The sequence below is a fragment of the Imbroritus primus genome (assembly GCF_964332355.1).
Classification (GTDB): Bacteria; Pseudomonadota; Gammaproteobacteria; order Burkholderiales; family Burkholderiaceae; genus Imbroritus; species Imbroritus primus.
Window position 1 is genome coordinate 2,507,774 of sequence record NZ_OZ201293.1, and the last position, 17,686, is coordinate 2,525,459.

At 64.5% G+C, this 17,686-nt stretch carries 17 protein-coding genes; 9 read left to right on the top strand and 8 right to left on the bottom strand.

The window, feature by feature from the left end; translation table 11 throughout:
- Positions 1–31: 31 nt before the first annotated feature.
- Positions 32–526: an aminoacyl-tRNA deacylase gene (locus ACQ3C8_RS11520; protein ID WP_428851655.1), complete on the top strand. Its 495-nt coding sequence runs from the start codon at positions 32–34 to the stop codon at positions 524–526.
- A 72-nt stretch (positions 527–598) separates the two neighbouring features.
- Positions 599–1,210 carry a glycerol-3-phosphate 1-O-acyltransferase PlsY gene (gene plsY, locus ACQ3C8_RS11525; RefSeq protein WP_009523368.1) on the top strand — a complete coding sequence of 204 codons (612 nt, stop codon included), beginning with the start codon at positions 599–601 and terminating at the stop codon, positions 1,208–1,210.
- Positions 1,211–1,342: 132 nt separating this feature from the next.
- Here the strand turns inward: plsY and ACQ3C8_RS11530 are convergent, their stop codons facing one another.
- Complete coding sequence (locus tag ACQ3C8_RS11530) at positions 1,343–1,828, bottom strand: YajQ family cyclic di-GMP-binding protein (protein ID WP_009523369.1); 486 nt, start codon at positions 1,826–1,828, stop codon at positions 1,343–1,345.
- A gap of 124 nt (positions 1,829–1,952) precedes the next feature.
- On the opposite strand from ACQ3C8_RS11530, the gene murB reads away from it, so the two are divergent.
- Positions 1,953–2,996 carry a UDP-N-acetylmuramate dehydrogenase gene (gene murB / locus ACQ3C8_RS11535; RefSeq protein WP_138750705.1) on the top strand — a complete coding sequence of 348 codons (1,044 nt, stop codon included), beginning with the start codon at positions 1,953–1,955 and terminating at the stop codon, positions 2,994–2,996.
- Between the two features lie 20 nt (positions 2,997–3,016).
- On the opposite strand, the gene ACQ3C8_RS11540 is transcribed toward murB, so the two are convergent.
- From ACQ3C8_RS11540 to argF, 4 genes are all read right to left on the bottom strand, one after another.
- Positions 3,017–4,075: a patatin-like phospholipase family protein gene (locus tag ACQ3C8_RS11540; RefSeq protein WP_009523371.1), complete on the bottom strand. Its 1,059-nt coding sequence runs from the start codon at positions 4,073–4,075 to the stop codon at positions 3,017–3,019.
- A 207-nt stretch (positions 4,076–4,282) separates the two neighbouring features.
- Positions 4,283–4,594 carry a pyrimidine/purine nucleoside phosphorylase gene (locus tag ACQ3C8_RS11545; RefSeq protein ID WP_009523372.1) on the bottom strand — a complete coding sequence of 104 codons (312 nt, stop codon included), beginning with the start codon at positions 4,592–4,594 and terminating at the stop codon, positions 4,283–4,285.
- 155 nt (positions 4,595–4,749) lie between these two features.
- Positions 4,750–5,976: an argininosuccinate synthase gene (locus ACQ3C8_RS11550; RefSeq protein WP_009523373.1), complete on the bottom strand. Its 1,227-nt coding sequence runs from the start codon at positions 5,974–5,976 to the stop codon at positions 4,750–4,752.
- Positions 5,977–6,111: 135 nt separating this feature from the next.
- Entirely contained in the window at positions 6,112–7,035 is a 924-nt protein-coding gene (argF, locus tag ACQ3C8_RS11555) for an ornithine carbamoyltransferase (RefSeq protein WP_009523374.1), read from the bottom strand.
- Positions 7,036–7,676: 641 nt separating this feature from the next.
- Between argF and ACQ3C8_RS11560 the strand changes: the two genes are divergently transcribed.
- Entirely contained in the window at positions 7,677–7,979 is a 303-nt protein-coding gene (locus ACQ3C8_RS11560; protein WP_009523375.1) for a DUF3579 domain-containing protein, read from the top strand.
- A 183-nt stretch (positions 7,980–8,162) separates the two neighbouring features.
- On the opposite strand, the gene rpsT is transcribed toward ACQ3C8_RS11560, so the two are convergent.
- The gene (gene rpsT / locus ACQ3C8_RS11565) at positions 8,163–8,435 is read right to left on the bottom strand and encodes a 30S ribosomal protein S20 (RefSeq protein WP_009523376.1); all 273 of its coding nucleotides are present in this window, start codon (positions 8,433–8,435) and stop codon (positions 8,163–8,165) included.
- 253 nt (positions 8,436–8,688) lie between these two features.
- Between rpsT and murJ the strand changes: the two genes are divergently transcribed.
- Positions 8,689–10,242, top strand: a complete 1,554-nt coding sequence (gene murJ, locus ACQ3C8_RS11570) for a murein biosynthesis integral membrane protein MurJ (protein ID WP_009523377.1) — start codon at positions 8,689–8,691, stop codon at positions 10,240–10,242.
- A gap of 119 nt (positions 10,243–10,361) precedes the next feature.
- A complete protein-coding gene (locus ACQ3C8_RS11575) occupies positions 10,362–11,222 on the top strand; it encodes a SirB1 family protein (RefSeq protein WP_009523378.1) in 861 nt (286 codons plus the stop codon).
- A gap of 98 nt (positions 11,223–11,320) precedes the next feature.
- Here the strand turns inward: ACQ3C8_RS11575 and ACQ3C8_RS11580 are convergent, their stop codons facing one another.
- On the bottom strand, positions 11,321–11,959 hold the full coding sequence (locus tag ACQ3C8_RS11580) for a VTT domain-containing protein (protein ID WP_009523379.1): 639 nt from the start codon (positions 11,957–11,959) through the stop codon (positions 11,321–11,323).
- Between the two features lie 189 nt (positions 11,960–12,148).
- Between ACQ3C8_RS11580 and mutL the strand changes: the two genes are divergently transcribed.
- The 3 genes from mutL (at position 12,149) to pabB (ending at position 17,067) form a co-directional block, all read left to right on the top strand.
- Positions 12,149–14,050: a DNA mismatch repair endonuclease MutL gene (mutL, locus tag ACQ3C8_RS11585; protein ID WP_009523380.1), complete on the top strand. Its 1,902-nt coding sequence runs from the start codon at positions 12,149–12,151 to the stop codon at positions 14,048–14,050.
- Between the two features lie 2 nt (positions 14,051–14,052).
- On the top strand, positions 14,053–15,024 hold the full coding sequence (gene miaA / locus ACQ3C8_RS11590) for a tRNA (adenosine(37)-N6)-dimethylallyltransferase MiaA (RefSeq protein WP_009523381.1): 972 nt from the start codon (positions 14,053–14,055) through the stop codon (positions 15,022–15,024).
- Positions 15,025–15,192: 168 nt separating this feature from the next.
- Positions 15,193–17,067, top strand: a complete 1,875-nt coding sequence (gene pabB, locus ACQ3C8_RS11595) for an aminodeoxychorismate synthase component I (RefSeq protein WP_009523382.1) — start codon at positions 15,193–15,195, stop codon at positions 17,065–17,067.
- Here the strand turns inward: pabB and ACQ3C8_RS11600 are convergent.
- A complete protein-coding gene (locus ACQ3C8_RS11600; RefSeq protein ID WP_428853071.1) occupies positions 16,982–17,668 on the bottom strand; it encodes an energy-coupling factor ABC transporter ATP-binding protein in 687 nt (228 codons plus the stop codon). The genes pabB and ACQ3C8_RS11600 overlap by 86 nt on opposite strands.
- Positions 17,669–17,686: the final 18 nt, after the last annotated feature.

A 17,686-nucleotide genomic window follows, 5' to 3' on the forward strand; every position in this document is an offset into this window, starting at 1 on the left:
ACCCGCGCCTCTTCTCTTTCATCGTTGTCCCATGAGCAGCAAGCAGAAACACATCTCCGAAACCCCAGCGACGCAGTTCCTGCGCAAGCACGGCGCCGCCTTCAGCGAACATCCCTACACCTACGTCGAGCATGGCGGCACGGGCGAGTCCGCACGGCAGCTCGGCGTCGAGGAACATCATGTGGTGAAGACGCTGGTGATGGAGGATGAGCAGGCCAAGCCGCTCATCGTGCTGATGCATGGCGATTGCTCGGTGTCCACCAAGAACCTGGCGCGCCAGACCCGCCGCAAGTCGATTCAGCCTTGCAAGCCGGAGGTCGCTCAACGGCACAGCGGCTTTCTGGTTGGCGGAACCTCACCCTTCGGCTTGCGCAAGGCGATGCCCGTCTATGTGGAAGCGTCCGTGCTGGCGCTCGAGCGGATCTATCTGAATGGCGGCAAGCGCGGCTACCTGGTCGGCATCGCACCGGCCTTGCTCACGCAACTACTGAATGCGACGCCGGTGCACTGTGCACTCGATGATTAGCCCTGATTCCCCGCCGCGCGATACGAATGCCGCGCTGCGCTACAATCGCGCATCGTCTTACCGCTTCATCCCATGCAAACGACAACTGCTTTCTTTGCGCTCGCGGCCTACCTGATCGGCTCCATTTCCTTCGCTGTCGTGGTCAGCAAGGCCATGGGGCTACCGGACCCGCACTCGTACGGCTCGGGCAACCCCGGCGCGACCAACGTACTGCGCACCGGCAATCGCAAAGCCGCGGTGCTGACACTGCTGGGCGACGCGTTCAAGGGCTGGCTCGCCGTGTGGCTGGCCAGCCTCTTCGGGCCGGATTACGGCCTCGACCAGACCGGCGTCGCCATTGTCATCGTGGCCGTGTTCCTTGGCCACCTGTTCCCGATCTTCCACCGCTTTGCGGGAGGCAAGGGTGTGGCCACGGCTGCCGGCATCCTGTTCGCCGTACATCCGTGGCTGGGACTGGCGACGCTGGCAACCTGGCTGATCATCGCCTTGTTCCTGCGCTACTCCTCGCTCGCGGCGCTGGTCTCGGCCGTGTTCGCACCGTTCTTCTACGTGCTGCTGTTCGGCACCACACCCATCGCGCTGGCAATCTCCGTGATGGCTGCCCTGCTGGTGCTGCGCCACCGCAGCAATATCACCAAGCTGCTGGCCGGTACCGAGAGCCGCATCGGCGACAAGAAGAAATAGCCTGCACCATCTGCGGGATGAACAATGACAACGGGCGCCCAAGGCGCCCGTTGTCATGCTACCAGTCCAAGCGGCGCATCACTTACCGCTCGAGCCTGATACCTGAGCTCGCAGACGCGCACTGAGGCCCGCTCAATCGCGGAAATTGTTGAAATCCAGCGGCGCGTCGGACACGTCCTTGCGTAGCATGGCCATCACCGCCTGCAGGTCGTCGCGCTTGGCGCCAGTGACGCGCACGGCATCGCCCTGGATACTGGCCTGCACCTTCATCTTGCTATCCTTGATCTGGCGCACGATCTTCTTGGCGAGATCACCCGACACGCCCTTCTTGATCTTGATGGTTTGCTTGAGCTTGTCACCGCCGATTTTCTCGAGCTTGCCGTCTTCCAGGAAGCGGACATCGACACCCCGCTTGGCCAGCTTGCCGACAAGCACGTCGCGCAGTTGACCCATTTTGAAATCATCATCCGCGTAGGCGGTCAGTTCGACATCCTTCTGTTCGATCCGCGCATCCGAACCCTTGAAATCGAAGCGTGTCGAGATTTCCTTGTTGGCCTGCTCGACGGCATTCTTCAGTTCGACCATATTGGCTTCACACACCACGTCAAACGACGGCATTCCTGTTCTCCTTCATCAAAATCATGCACTCCACCGCGTCTGCATGCGCATTCGCATACATCCCGCTCATCGGGTCGCGGCGCCCAACATCCGTATAATTCAGTCAGTACTGACTTATCCAACCATGACCACGCCTTCCGCCGAATCCTCCCTACCCGACTTGCAAGGGCAAGTTGCCCTGGCCGGGTACAACACCTTCGGCTTCGCGGCCACGGCGCGCTATGCAGCGCATATCCAATCCGAAGCCGCGCTGCTGGCAGCGCTGGATGACCCGCGGGTCGCTACCGGGCCGGTGCACGTGTTCGGGGGCGGCAGCAATATCGTGCTGACCCGCGACCTGCCCGGCACCGTCCTGCTGATGGCCATGCGCGGCATTACCGTCACCGAAACGCCGGATGCATGGCTCGTCATGGCAGGCGCAGGCGAATCGTGGCACGGCTTCGTCGAATACACGCTGGCGCATGGCATGCCCGGCCTCGAAAACCTCGCCCTGATCCCCGGCACCGTCGGCGCCGCGCCCATCCAGAACATCGGCGCTTATGGCGTCGAACTGAAGGACCGCTTCCACACGCTGCGCGCGCTGGACCTCGCCACCCGGACCTTCGTCACGCTGGACGCGGCCGACTGCGCCTTCGGTTATCGCGACAGCCTGTTCAAGCGGGCCGGCCGCGAGCGTTACATCATCACCGCCGTGACCTTCCGCCTGCCGCGCGCGTGGCAACCGCACACCGCCTATGCAGACCTGACCGCCGAACTGGCCAGCCATGGCATCGAGGCGCCGACTGCCCGCGAGATCTTCAATGCCGTGGTGGCCGTGCGCACCCGCAAGCTGCCCGATCCGCGCCAGGTCGGCAACGCCGGCAGCTTTTTCAAGAATCCCGTCGTCCCGGCTGAAACCGCTGCGGCGTTGCTCGTGCGCTTTCCGACACTGGTCCATTATGCGCAAGCGGACGGCAGCGTCAAGCTCGCCGCGGGCTGGCTCATTGATCAGTGCGGCTTCAAGGGGCGGCGCATAGGCCAGGTCGGCGTATACGAGCGCCAGGCGCTCGTACTGGTCAACCATGGCGGCGGGACCGGGGCTGAGCTGATGGCACTGGCCGCCGAGATCCAGGCAGCGGTGCAGGCACGCTTTGGCGTAGCGATCGAACCGGAGCCCGTGGTGCTGTAACGACGGATCGTTGCGCGCCCTCACATATTGGGATCGTCGCGCAGGAACTCGCGCCGGATATCGACCGTCCCGCGCACCCCGATATCGGCATGGTGCCGCTTCAGCCATGCCTTGCCGGCCTTGCGCCCGCGCTCCTTGAGCATCTGGATGAAGTTCCAGTCCGTCATCAGCTTCGACGAGGAAGACAGGTCCCCCAGCGCCTCGTCGGCCCGGATCGAATGCAGCAGGATGTACTTGAGCCGGTCGCGATACTCCGGCTTGAGCCAGTCTTCCTCGAGCAATTTCTGCACAAAGGCAATGGCCCGCATTTCACGCAGCAACGACGCGTTGAAGGTGATCTCGTTGAGACGCTCCATCACTTCCTGCGGCTGGTCCGGCACGTCTTTCCGCTCGATAGGATTGACGTGCACGATCAGGATGTCGCACGTCGCCGTCTCGTAGAAAAACGGATACAGCACCGGATTGCCCATGTAGCCACCATCCCAGAAATGGCGGCCACCGACCTCCACTGCAGGAAACAGGTAGGGCAGGCACGCTGACGCCAGGACCACGCTGGATGACAGCTCGCCCGTGCGGAACACGCGCACATTGCCGTTGTTGACGTCCGTGGCGGCGATGAATACATGGACATCGCGGCAGGCCCGCAGGCGCTCGAAATCGACGTGCTGCTCGAGCAGATCCCGCAGCGGGTGATAGGAAGAACCCTGCGTCGCAGCCTGCCACCATGTGCCCCAGACGCGCATCCAGTCCTGCACCGGCCAGACAGCGCCAAATGCACTGCCGGGCAGCATGCCGAGCGGCCCCTGGCCGACCGTGCTCATGGGGGAGCCGGCCTGCGAGACGCCGAACCAGAATTGCGCCAGGCGCTCACGCGCCATCTCTGTTCCGCCCTCGAGCAAACCGCCCAGCATCACCACGGCATTCATCGAGCCGGCGCTGGTGCCGCTGATGCCTTCGAAATGGCAACGCCCATCCTCGAGCAAGGCATCAAGCACGCCCCAGGTAAACGCACCATGTGCACCGCCGCCCTGCAGCGCGAGGTTGATTGGTTTGCTGGACGGCGAAGGGGTTTTCGTCATGCGTTCATCCGATTGCAGGCAATGCGTGGAATCAGAATGGCGCGCCGATCAGCGTGGCCCATCACTCTGGCCAATCGGCACGGCGGGCAACATGCACTACAGGGTGTGCAGGCAGGGGCTCACCGCGCGGCTATCCGACCATCCCGGGCCATCCGGGCTGCGACCCCGCTACGCCTCGCCGCGCGCCGGCGCGAGCCGACCGGGCGATCAGCCGTAGTGGCAGACGTAGTCCACCATCTCGGTCACTTCGATGTCGAAGCTGCTGTCACCCGGCACCGAGAACGACTGGCCTGCCGCATAGGTCGTCCACTCCGATGCGCCGGCAAGACGCACACGGCAGCTGCCGCCGGTGATTTCCATGACTTCCGGCGCGCCGACATTGAAGGTCAGCGACGACGGGAAAATCACGCCCAGCGTCTTGCGCGTGCCGTCGGCGAAGATCACGGTATGGCTTACGCACTTGCCATCGAAATAGACGTTGGCTTTCTTGACGACGGAAACTTCGTTGAATTGGCTCATGGTGTATTTCCAAGGATAAAAACAAGGCTCCGCGTGGGAGCCTTGTGTCAATGGTTATGCTGCAGAACCTCAGCCACGCTTGCGACACGCATTGTGGCTCCGGCCGTGCCTGCGGCACTTAACTTTGCTGCGCAAAGTTAGCCTGCACCGAAATGCTAGCCGCGTTTGCGTCTAGCATTTTCTTGAATCCGCATGCGGAGCGCATTCAGCTTGATGAACCCGCCCGCATCCGCCTGGTTGTACGCACCGCCATCGTCGTCGAACGTCGCGATGGTCTGGTCGAACAGCGTGTCCTTCGAATCGCGCGCTACGACGATGACGTTGCCCTTGTACAGCTTCACGCGCACCCAGCCGTTGACGTTGGCCTGGGTGTGGTCGATCAGGACCTGCAGCGCGCGGCGCTCCGGGCTCCACCAGTAGCCGTTATAGATCAGGCTGGCGTAGCGTGGCATGAGGTCGTCCTTGAGGTGGGCGACTTCACGGTCGAGCGTGATCGATTCGATGGCGCGGTGACCCTTGAGCATGATGGTGCCGCCCGGGGTTTCGTAGCAGCCGCGGCTCTTCATGCCGACATAGCGGTTTTCAACCAGGTCGAGGCGGCCGATGCCATGCTTGCCGCCCAGGCGGTTCAGCTCGGTCAGCACTTCGGCAGGCGACATGCGCTTGCCGTTCAAGGCTACGATGTCGCCCTTCTCGTATTCGATGTCGAGGTATTCGGCGGCATCCGGCGCCGCTTCCGGCGATACCGTCCAGCGCCACATGTCTTCTTCGGCTTCCGCTTTCGGGTCCTCGAGGTGGCGGCCTTCGTAGGAGATGTGCAGCAGGTTGGCGTCCATCGAGTACGGCGCGCCGCCCTTCTTGTGCTTCATGTCGATTTCGATGCCGGCCTTCTCGGCGTAGGCCAGCAGCTTCTCGCGCGACAGCAGGTCCCACTCGCGCCACGGGGCGATGACCTTCACGCCCGGCTCGAGACCGTAGTAACCGAGTTCGAAACGCACCTGATCGTTACCCTTGCCGGTCGCGCCGTGCGACACTGCATCGGCATTGGTGCTGCGCAGGATTTCGATCTGGCGCTTGGCGATCAGCGGACGGGCGATCGACGTGCCGAGAAGGTATTCGCCTTCGTAGACGGTATTGGCGCGGAACATCGGAAAGACGAAGTCACGCACGAACTCTTCGCGCAAGTCATCGATGAAGATGTTTTCCGGCTTGATGCCAAACTTGAGCGCTTTCTGGCGTGCGGGCTCGAGCTCTTCACCCTGGCCGATATCCGCGGTGAAGGTAACGACTTCGCAGTGGTAGGTATCTTGCAGCCACTTCAGGATCACTGAAGTGTCCAGGCCGCCGGAATAGGCGAGCACGACTTTCTTGATATCGCTCATGGTGAACTCGATTGCGCGTAGATTCTGGATTTGCGGGACCTGAACCTCAAGCCCGCAAATCCCGGGGAAACCCGTATTTTGCCACGATTGCAGGCCGATCAGGCAGGCCCGGACAGTGCAGGGACCCGGTGCAGCTCAGAAACGGCCGCAGAGCAGGTATTCCATCAATGCCTTCTGCACATGCAGGCGGTTCTCCGCCTCGTCCCACACCACGCTTTGCGGGCCGTCGATCACTTCGGCCTGGACTTCCTCGCCGCGATGCGCGGGCAGGCAATGCATGAACAGGGCCTGCGGATCGGCCAGCGCCATCATGTCGGTGGTCACCATCCAGTTCTTGAAGGCCCGCAGGCGGGCTTCGTTCTCGGCCTCGAAGCCCATGCTCGTCCACACGTCGGTGGTCACCAGATGCGCGCCGGCAGCAGCCTGCATTGGATCTTCGAACACTTTCACATACGGCTGCGCCGACGGCGAGACCATGGCCGGATCAAGCTGGTACCCGACCGGTGCGGAAAAATGGAAGGTGAAGCCGAGGCTCTCGGCCGCCTGGATCCAGGTGTACGACATGTTGTTGGCATCGCCGATCCACGCCACGATCTTGCCGGCGATGGGGCCGCGATGCTCGATGTAGGTGAAGATGTCGGCCAGCACCTGGCACGGATGGTATTCGTTGGTCAATCCGTTGATCACCGGCACGCGCGAATGTTTGGCGAAGCGCTCGATGATGTCCTGGCCGAAGGTGCGGATCATGATGATGTCCACCATGCGCGAAATCACTTCCGCCGAGTCCTCGATCGGCTCACCGCGACCGAGCTGCGAATCGCGCGTGTTCAGAAACACGGCGTGGCCGCCCAGCTGGTGCACGCCTGCTTCGAACGACAGTCGCGTACGCGTGGAGCTCTTCTCGAAGATCATGGCCAGCGTGCGGTCATGCAGCGGGTGCCATTTCTCGTAGTTCTTGAACTTGGCTTTGAGAATGCCCGCGCGCTCGAGCACATAGACCACTTCGTCGCGCGTCAGATCGTCAAACTTCAGATAGTGCTTGATGGGTGCTTGCGACATAAAACGAAACAGGCGGCCGTGTGGCCCATGGACCGAAGCCTGGGCTGAGCCGCCTTGGATTGATTAAGTCTTGAATCATAAGGGATTTCCGCAAGAATGGCGAGGCTTGGGGTGCGCCGGCAAGCACGCGCGTCATTCCGCGCACCGATGCCGCCCCGGGAAGATGGCATACGCACACCCGACAGCGACAAGCCAAATCACAGGTAAGGCTTGCATCACCCGCGGGGTTGCTGGCCATACCGCGTCGCGCGGTCACGCGCAGACAGCGCTTGCAATCGGCATTCCCAGTGCGGGATGCTGACGGGGCTCCATGCCATCCGGGCACCCAGGCGTACGATCAGGCCCCATGCCCGGACACCTGATACACATCGCCCTGTCACACGGAGGTATCACGCTTGGAAGACCGCTCCAACCCCAGCTTCACCGACCGTCGTACCTCTCCGGCTACCCCCTCGGGGAGCAGCATCAAGTCTTATATAAGATATAATACTTGCCGACTTTCCGGTGGCTGCGTGTACCCCTGCGCAACGCCGGGCAGGCGGGCCGGCGCCCTGCGCCAGCCTCCATCGCCGGCCACCCGCGTCCGTTGCGTCACCGCGCAGCGGGCCGGTGGATGAGCGAACCCGCACATCAGAGCCGATATGACACCCTCACCGCGCGAGTATTTCATCCAAGGCGTTACCAAGGCCGGCAAACCGTTTCGCCCTAGCGACTGGGCCGAACGCCTGTGCGGCGTCATGTCGCAGTTCCGGCCGCCGGAAGATACCGGAGACCCGCGTTTTACGTTTTCGCCGTATGTGCGCCCGGTGATGTCTGGGGGGGTGAAATGCGTGGTGGTAGATGTACGCCTGCGCGACATCGAGCCGAAAGCGCTCGACTTCGTGCTCAACTTTGCGCGCGACAACGATCTGCAGCTGGTGGAAGCGTGCTCGATGCCTGACTGAGCCGCCCGGCACGGCCGAAAACACCGGACAACCCGCCGCCTGCGCAGCAGACCATTGCCGCTGGCAGCCTTGCCGGGGCAACGCCGGTGAGAGAGACGACAAAAACCCGCCAATGGCGGGTTTTTCATACTCCCGGCAGTGCGGGAGCCGAACAGCGGAGATCCGCTGCGCCTGCCTGACCGCTTAAGCGGCGGCGGCCATGCTCTTGATGGCGGCGCTCAGGCGAGCCTTGTGACGGGCAGCCTTGTTCTTGTGGATGATTTTCTTGTCGGCGATGCTGTCGATGGTGCCTTGTGCATCCTTGAACACAGCAGCGGCAGCCGCCTTGTCGCCGGCATCGATTGCCTTGCGCACGCTCTTCACAGCGGTACGCAGACGCGAGCGCAGGCTGGAGTTGTGCAGGTTCTGCTGAACTGCCTGGCGGGCGCGCTTGCGGGCTTGTGCGGTATTGGCCATTTTTGTTCCTAATTCGCTAAATTCGGTGACTGTCGCTCACCGCCTGATCACGTTTGATCAACAAAGCCGGAGCGCAAGAATTCCTAGAATCGGCAATTATACGACGTTTTTCGCACTGAACGCAAACCCGTTGACGGGCGCGGCGGCAAAGCAAGTGGAATCCGTATAATACGCCCAACACTGACCCGCCCAACCCTGTGGCGCCCACGCCGCATGTTGGCCTCGCCCATCCGCCGACAGGCCTCCCGCTACTGTGAATCTACTCAAAGCCGTCGCCACGATCAGCAGCCTGACGATGCTCTCGCGCATCACCGGCCTGATCCGCGAAACGCTGATCGCCCGGGCGTTCGGCGCCTCGGAATTCACCGACGCCTTCAATGTCGCCTTCCGCATTCCGAACCTGCTGCGCCGGCTGTTCGCCGAAGGCGCGTTCTCTCAGGCCTTCGTGCCGATCCTGGGCGAGTACCGTAACCGCCACGGCGAACCGGCGGCGCGCGAGCTGATCGACGCCGTAACGGTAGTGATGGCCTGGGTACTGGTGGCCGTCTCGCTGCTCGGCGTGATCGCCGCGCCGCTCATCGTCACCCTGGTCGCCACCGGCTTCCGCGGGCAGGAAAATGATGCCTATCTGTCGGCCGTGTTCATGACGCGCGTCATGTTCCCGTACATCGGCCTCATTTCACTGGTGGCGCTGGCCTCTGGCATTCTCAACACGTGGCGCAAATTTGCCGTGCCGGCCTTCACGCCGGTACTGCTGAACCTCAGCTTTATCGTCGCCACGTTGTTCGTCGCGCCGCACCTCGATACGCCGATTTATGCGCAGGCCTTTGCCGTGCTGGTCGGCGGGGTCCTGCAACTGGCCCTGCAGGTGCCGGCGCTGCTCAAGCTCGGCATGCTGCCGCGCCTGTCGTTCCATTTCCTCACAGCGTGGCGCAATCCGGGCGTGCGCCGCATCCTGCGGCAGATGCTGCCCGCCACCCTGGCCGTCTCGGTGGCGCAGATCAGCCTGATCATCAATACCAATATCGCCTCGCGGCTCGAGGCCGGCAGCGTCTCGTGGCTGACCTACGCCGACCGCCTGATGGAGTTCCCGACTGCGCTGCTCGGCGTGGCCCTCGGCACGGTACTGCTGCCCAGCCTGTCCAAGGCCAATGCGGAAAACAATGTGGCGGAATACTCAGGCCTGCTCGACTGGGGCCTGCGCCTGACCTGCCTGCTGGCCGCGCCAGCGGCCGTCGGTCTGTTCGTGTTCGGCACGCCGCTGACCGCCACGCTGTTCCATTACGGCAAATTCAGCGCACTCGATGTGGAGATGACGCGCCAGGCGCTCGTGTTCTACGGCGTCGGTCTGCTCGGCCTGATCCTGATCAAGATCCTCGCGCCCGGCTTTTATGCGCGCCAGGATATCCGCACGCCGGTCAAGATCGCGCTGGTGGTGCTGGTGGTCACGCAGTTGTCGAACCTGCTGTTCGTGCCGCAGTTCCAGCATGCCGGACTGGCGCTGTCAGTCAGCTTCGGCGCATGCGTCAACGCCCTGCTGCTGTTCATCGGCCTGCGCATGAAAGGCATCTACCATCCCGCCAGGGGCTGGGGGCTATTCACCATGCAGGTGCTGGGCGCGATCCTGATCCTCGCCGGGGTGCTCCTGTGGCTGGCCGAACACATCGACTGGCTGGCGCTGCGCGGGCAGCCGCTGCTGCGCATCGCGATGCTGGCCGGTTGCCTGGCACTGTCAGCCGTCGTGTACTTCGGTACACTGTGGGTAATGAAATTCCCGTTCTCCATGTTCCGGCGCAAGGCCATCTGAGTGATGGCAGCGTAGCCGCAGCATGAAGCGCAGCGGTTCTGACCCGGCAAGCGCAGGCCGTACACGGTGTACGGCACGCCGCTCGACGATGCCAGAATCATTTGGACGCCGCCTTTCGCATGCCCAGTACCAAGGTTCTCGATTATTTCACCAGCCTCGTCGCGGATGACGACAGCATTCCGCTCACGGAAACCGCGCTGGCGATTGCGCTGGATGCGTACCCCGACCTCGACCTGCAGGCGGAGCTGGCCAGCATCGACATGCTCGCCGAGCGGCTGCGCAAGCAGATTCCCGGCGGCACGCCGGCCATCGACCGGCTGCGCCTGCTCAACCAGTTCTTCTACCGCGACCTGGGGTTCGGCCAGAATCCGAACGATTACTACGATCCGGACAATTCCTACCTGAACGCCGTGCTGCGCTCGCGCCGGGGCATCCCGATCTCACTGGCCGTGCTGTACATGGAAATCGGCCAGCAGGTCGGCCTGCCGCTGAAAGGCGTGGCGTTTCCCAATCACTTCCTGCTGCGCATGTCGATTCCGGCGGGCGAGGTGATCATCGACCCGCTCAGCGGCCATACGCTGTCGAAGGAAGAACTGCAGGAGATGCTCGAACCGTTTCTCGAGAACGAGGGCCGCAGCAGCCTGGAAGACAACGGTGACGGCATCCCGCTGGGCCTGTTCCTGCAGGTGGCCTCGCACCGCGACATCATCGCGCGCATGCTGCGCAATCTGAAAGCCATTTACCTGCAGGAAGCGCGCTGGCAACGTATGCTCGGCGTACAGGAGCGGCTTGTCATCCTGCTGCCGAACTCCATCGAGGAGATCCGCGACCGTGGGCTGGCGTATGCCAATCTGGAATGCTTCCGGCCTGCGGTCGAAGACCTCGAAGCCTATCTCGAAGCCCGTCCGGACGCGAGCGATGCCGAACAACTGCGCGAGCGCCTGCCGACGCTGCGCATGATGAGCCGCAACACCAGCTGAAACCGGCGGGTTGCCGGCCTGTTGCCAGACCCCTGCCCGCTACGGCGTCCTCCCTGCCAGCCTTCACTGCCGGCAGCGCGCCGGCATGACATACGCGCTCACGCGCGCCGCACGAGCTTCCAGAGGCCTGCCAGCAGCAGCGGACCCACGGCCGCGCACACGCCCACCAGAGCGATCGTGCTCAGGTGTTCACGCACGAACGGCAGATTACCGAAGAAGTATCCCAGGCTCACCAGTCCAACAACCCACAGCAGTGCGCCGGCGATATTGAAGAGCTGGAAACGCCGCATGTCCATCTGCGACACGCCCGCCACAAAGGGCGCGAACGTCCGCACCACCGGGATGAAGCGCGCCGCGACCAGCATCTTGCCGCCGTGGCGCTCGTAGAAATCGTGCGTGCGGCGCAGTGCCTGCCGGTCGATCCAGCGCGATGGATGCTCGTAGATCTTGAAGCCCGTCCAGCGACCAATCGTATAGTTGACCGTGTTGCCGATCACCGCCGCCGCGACCAGTAGGGCCACCAGCAAGACAGGATGGATCGCGCCGCCCGCCGAGAAGGCGCCGGCGATGAACAGCAGCGAATCGCCGGGCAGGAACGGCAGTACCACCAATCCCGTTTCGCAGAACACGATGGCCGCGAGAATTACATACACCCAGTTGCCGTATTGCGCGATCACCACGCCCAGCGATTTGTCGAGGTGCAGCAGCATGCCCAGCAGTTCTGTCAAGTGTTCCATGGTGTTCCCGTCCTGGCCGGCGCGCACGCCGTGTTCCAAAGGCAGGCATGATACCGCGCCCGGCCATCCGGCCTCCTGATCGTGCCGCGCTCTGACCACGGCAGATCACCACAAGCCGCTGCGGGCCGCAGCGAACCGCCGTGCCCTCCCCGGGCCGCTGCCAGACGCCAACCACCGTATAATTCGGCGATGTCCGCCGAAACCCGTTCCGCCCTTTCCTCCCGCCGCGCCATCCGGCCGTTGCCGGACCAGCTCGTCAGCCAGATCGCCGCCGGCGAGGTGGTGGAACGTCCCGCCTCGGTGGTGAAGGAACTGCTCGAGAACGCCGTCGATTCCGGCGCAACGCAACTGCAGGTACGCCTCGAAGAAGGCGGCGTGCGGCGCATCCTGATCGCCGACAACGGCGGCGGCATCCCGGCCGACGAACTACCGTTCGCGCTGATGCGCCATGCCACCAGCAAGATCGCCACGCTCGGCGAGCTGGAGTCGGTGCTGACGCTCGGTTTTCGCGGCGAGGCGCTGGCCTCGATCGCCTCGGTCTCGCGCCTGACGCTCACCAGCCGCACCGCAGACGCCGCGCATGCCACGCAGATCGACGCCGACAACGGCGCCATGCAGCCGGCTGCAGGCGGTGCCGGTACCACGGTGGACGTGCAGCATCTGTACTTCAATACACCGGCGCGCCGCAAATTTCTCAAGACCGAACAGACCGAGCTTGGCCACTGCCTCGACATGATCCGTCGCGTGGCGCTGGCACGGCCCGACATTGCCATCTCGGTGCACCACAATGGCAAGCCGCTCGAGCACTGGAACGCCAGCGATGCCGCGGTTCGCACGGCCCAGGTACTCGGCAACGACTTCGCGCAGGCGCGCCTGCCACTCGACGAAAGCGCCGATACCGTCCACCTCTATGGATTCGTCGGCCTGCCCACTGCCTCGCGCGGGCGGCCAGACCAGCAGTATTTCTTCGTGAACGGCCGCTTCGTGCGCGACAAGCTGCTCACGCATGCCGTGCGCAGCGCCTACCAGGATGTCTTGCACGGTGATCGCTTCCCGGCCTATGTCCTGTGCCTCGACCTGCCGCCCGAAGCGGTGGATGTGAACGTCCATCCCTCCAAGATCGAAGTGCGCTTCCGCGAATCGCGCGCCATCCACCAACTGGTGTACCACGCCGTGCAGCGCGTGCTCGCCAAGCAGGCAGGTGAACAGGGCGACAGCCTGCGGACCACGCCCGCGCCGGTGCTGCCGCCCTCGGATGCGCTCACCTGGATCCGCAGCGATGCCGCGCGCCAAACCAGCCTCGGCATCGCCCAGCCCCGCCAGGAATACCTGGCGATGATGCGCGGCGATCCGCTGCCGGCGACGAGTCGGCCGGCGTGGCTCGATGCGCCGGTGGCCATGCCGTCGTCATCCCTGCCGACGCAACCGGGCATGTCACCGATGGCGGACACGCCGCCGGCAGCCTTCGAGGCCACCCTCCCGCAGAACGCTGCCATGACTGGTGAAGCGCACCCGCTCGGCTTCGCCCTGGCGCAGCTGCATGGCATCTATGTGCTGGCGCAGAACGCGCGCGGTCTGGTGCTCGTCGACATGCACGCGGCCCACGAACGGATTCTCTACGAGCAGATCAAGCACGCGCTCGATGCGCGGGACCTCACCGTCCAGCCGCTGCTGATTCCGCTCACGTTCCCCGCCAGCCCGGTGGAAACCGGCACGGCGGAAGAACACCGCGAAACGCTGACGTTGCTCGGCTTCGACATTGCCGCAGTCTCGCCCACCGTACTCGCCGTGCGCGCCGTGCCGGCGCTGCTGCAAGACGCCGACGTGGAAGCGCTGGCGCGCGACGTGCTGCGCGACCTGCATGCCTACGGCGGCTCACGCGTGCTGGCCGAACGCCGCAATGAACTGCTGGCGACACTGGCCTGCCATAGCGCCGTACGCGCCAACCGCAAGCTGACGCTTGAGGAAATGAACGCCCTGCTGCGCCAGATGGAAGCCACCGAACGCGCCGATCAGTGCAATCATGGCCGCCCCACGTGGGTGCAACTGCCGCTCGCCGATCTCGACCGCCTTTTCCTGCGGGGGCAGTGATCATGTCATGCCCACCCGCCACCACTCCGCCCGTGGTCTGCCTGCTCGGGCCCACAGCTTCCGGCAAGACCGCCGCCACGCTGGCGCTGGCGGAGCGCTTTCCGCTGGAAATCATCAGCCTCGACTCGGCGCTGGTGTATCGCGGCATGGACATCGGCACCGCCAAGCCCAGCGCAGAGGAACAGGCACGCGTACCGCACCACCTGATCGACATCATCGATCCGGCCGACAGCTATTCGGCTGCACAATTCGTGCGCGACGCCCACGACCTGATCACGGCAATCCGCCGCCGGGGCCGCATGCCGCTGATCGCCGGCGGCACGATGCTCTACTACAAGGCGCTGACGCAAGGTCTGAATGACCTGCCCCACGCCGATGCAGCGGTGCGCGCCCAACTCGATGCCGATGCCGCGGCGCGCGGCTGGCCGGCGCTGCATGCCGAACTTGCGGCCGTCGATCCGGTCACGGCCGCGCGCCTGCCAGCCAACGATGCACAGCGTATCCAGCGTGCGCTCGAAATCTTCCGCCTGACCGGCGTGCCCATGTCCACGCTGCTGAAGCGCCCGCCAGCCGCCGACAGCAGCACGTTTCCAGGCCAGGCGCCGGACGACATGCTCGTCATCGCGCTCGAGCCGTCGGATCGCAGTGTGCTGCACGAACGCATCGCCGCACGCTTCGACGCCATGCTGGCAGCAGGCCTGCTCGACGAAGTCCTGGCCCTGCGCGCACGCGGCGATCTGCACCTTGGCCTGCCATCGATGCGTTGCGTCGGCTACCGGCAAGCGTGGGAATTCCTCGACGGCGCTTGCGATGCGGCCACCATGCGCGAGCGCGGTATCGCCGCCACGCGCCAGTTGTGCAAGCGCCAGCTCACCTGGCTGCGTAGCACGCCCGAACGGCGGACCATCGACTGCCTCGCGGCGGACTATGTTGCGCAAGTTGCTGCGCTGGTGGATCAGGCCTGGGGAAGTTGACACAAGCCGCGCTGACGCGATCCCTGCCGATCCATCCTGACAGCACGATCCGTCTACGCGGCTGGCCGGCGCACAGACCCCACGCGCCCGGCAACTCCAGTCGATCTCCAGCCTGAGATCCGCCCTCCGTCCCTGCCATTCCGCACCACACTCGGCTACCATCTCACCATGTCCGCGATTGCCCCTTTTGCCCTGCTCGACGATGCCCATGCCGGCGCCCGCCTGTACACCGGCTGGGTGCGTGACCTGACCTGTACCCATGCGGCAGCGCTCGACCAGCTGGAAGCCCAATTGCATACCGCATGGCAGGAAGGGCTGCACGCGGTGCTGCTGGCACCTTACGAATTCGGTGCGGAGATTGTCGGTGTCCCCATGGCAGAAGCCATCCCTGGCCAGCCTTTTGGCGATGGCGTGCTGCGCGTGGCCCTGTACCGCACGCTCACCGTGTTGCCGGCGGCCGGGGTGGATGCCTGGCTCGAACAGGCTGAACAGGACCGCACACCCGCCGGGATCCGCAACGTCCATGCGACCGTCGATGCGGATGCCTACATCGCGCGGCTCGCGCGCATCCAGGCGTATCTGCGGGCCGGTGACAACTATCAGGTCAACGCCACCTTCCGCCTGACTTTCGACAGCTACGGCTCGCCTATCGCCCTCTACCGGCGCCTGCGGGCGCGCCAGCCGGTCCCGTATGGCGCGTGCATCGTGTGTGCGGATGGTACGGCCGTGCTGTCGTGCTCACCGGAGCTGTTCTTCCGGCAAGATGCGGATGGCCAGCTCGAAGCCCAGCCGATGAAAGGCACGGCGCCGCGCGGCGCCGATGCGCAGGCGGATCGCGAGGCGAGTCTGCGGCTCGCGGCGGACACCAAGAGCCGCGCCGAGAACGTGATGATCGTCGACCTGCTGCGCAACGACCTGGGCCGTGTCGCCGTGCCCGGCAGCGTGACCGTGCCGGCCCTGTTCGAGGTCACGCCATTTGGGCGCGTGCTGCAGATGACATCGACCATCCGGGCGCGCATGCGGCCCGGCACGACGCTGGCCGATACGCTGCGCGCGCTGTTTCCCTGCGGTTCGATCACCGGTGCGCCCAAGCGCCGCACCATGGAAATCATCCGCGAGACCGAAGGCACGCGGCGCGGCCTGTACACAGGTGCGATCGGCTGGCTGGCGCCGGATGGCTGCTGCCTGTCGGTAGCGATCCGCACGCTGGTACTCGGTGCGCCGCAAGAGGATGGCACACGCCGTGGCGAGATGGGTGTCGGCGCAGGCATCGTCATCGACAGCGTACCCGCCGACGAATATGCAGAGTGCCTGCTCAAGGCGCGCTTTCTGACCGATCTCGAAGCGCCTTTCGAATTGTTCGAGACCATGCAGGCCACGCGGGCCGGCTGCCCTCTGCTGCCCCGCCACCTCGCCCGGCTGGGCGCATCGGCGGCGGCATTCGGCATACCATTCGACCGCGATGCCGCACAGGCTGCGGTCATGCGCAGCTGCACGACCCTGCCCGACGGCGCGCATCGCATGCGCATGGCACTGCAAGGCGATGGCACGTTCTCGCTGACACATGGGCCGCTGCAGCCGATCGCCACGCCGGTGGACGTCCATGTCGCCGGGCTGCGCACCACGGCAGCCGATCTGTTCCTCCGGCACAAGACCAGCCACCGCCAGGCCTACGATGCCATCTGGCGTGACGCCGAGGCGCATGGCGCTTTCGATGCGCTGTGTTTCAACGAACGGGGTGAACTGACCGAAGGCGGGCGGACGAGCGTCTTCCTGAAACGCAATGGCCACTGGTGGACGCCGCCACTGGACTGCGGCCTGCTGCCCGGCGTGATGCGCGCCGCCATCCTCGACGATGCCGCGCGCTATCTCGATGCGCCGACGGCGGAACGCGTGCTGTTTCTGGAAGACCTGCTGGCCGCCGAAGCCATCGTGCTGTGCAACGCGCTGCGCGGCGTCATGCCCGCCCGGCTGGTTCCGCCTCCGCCTTCGCCTGCGGCGCGCGTACCGTCAGCCGGCCCTCCGACAGCTTCCAGCGCGTAATCCCCGGCAGGGCGATCAGGTCGCGGTCATGGCAGATCATTAGCAGGGATTTGCCTTTGGTGACGAGATCGCCCACCAGTGCAATGACCTGCTCGCGCGCCGCACCATCAAGATTCGACGTCGGTTCATCGAGCAATAACAGATCAGGATCCAGCGCCCACGCACGTGCCAGCGCCACGCGCTGGATCTCACCGCCGGACAGGCGATGCGGCGGCGTCTCACAGATGCCTTCGATGCCGGCCCAGGCCAGCGCCGCATCGACACGGGCCGCCACATCATGCGCCTTGAGGCCGCTTGCCTTCAGCCCGTACGCGATGTTGGCGCGCACCGATGTGCGGAACAGGTAGGGATGCTGGTGCACATAGGCGATACGGGCACGCAGCGCCGCCAGATATGGCGTCAGCGGCATGGCCGTACCATCGAGCGTCACCTGTGCGCCGGGAGCCGGCTCTAGCCCGGCGAGCATGCGCATCAGCGTGCTCTTGCCGGCACCGTTGATACCGGTCAGGACCACGGCCTGGCCGCGACCGATATGCAGTTCGGGAACATCGAAGAGCACGCGCTCGCCGAACGCCTTGCGCAGGCCATGTACGGCCAGCATCACGGTGTGTACATGGAT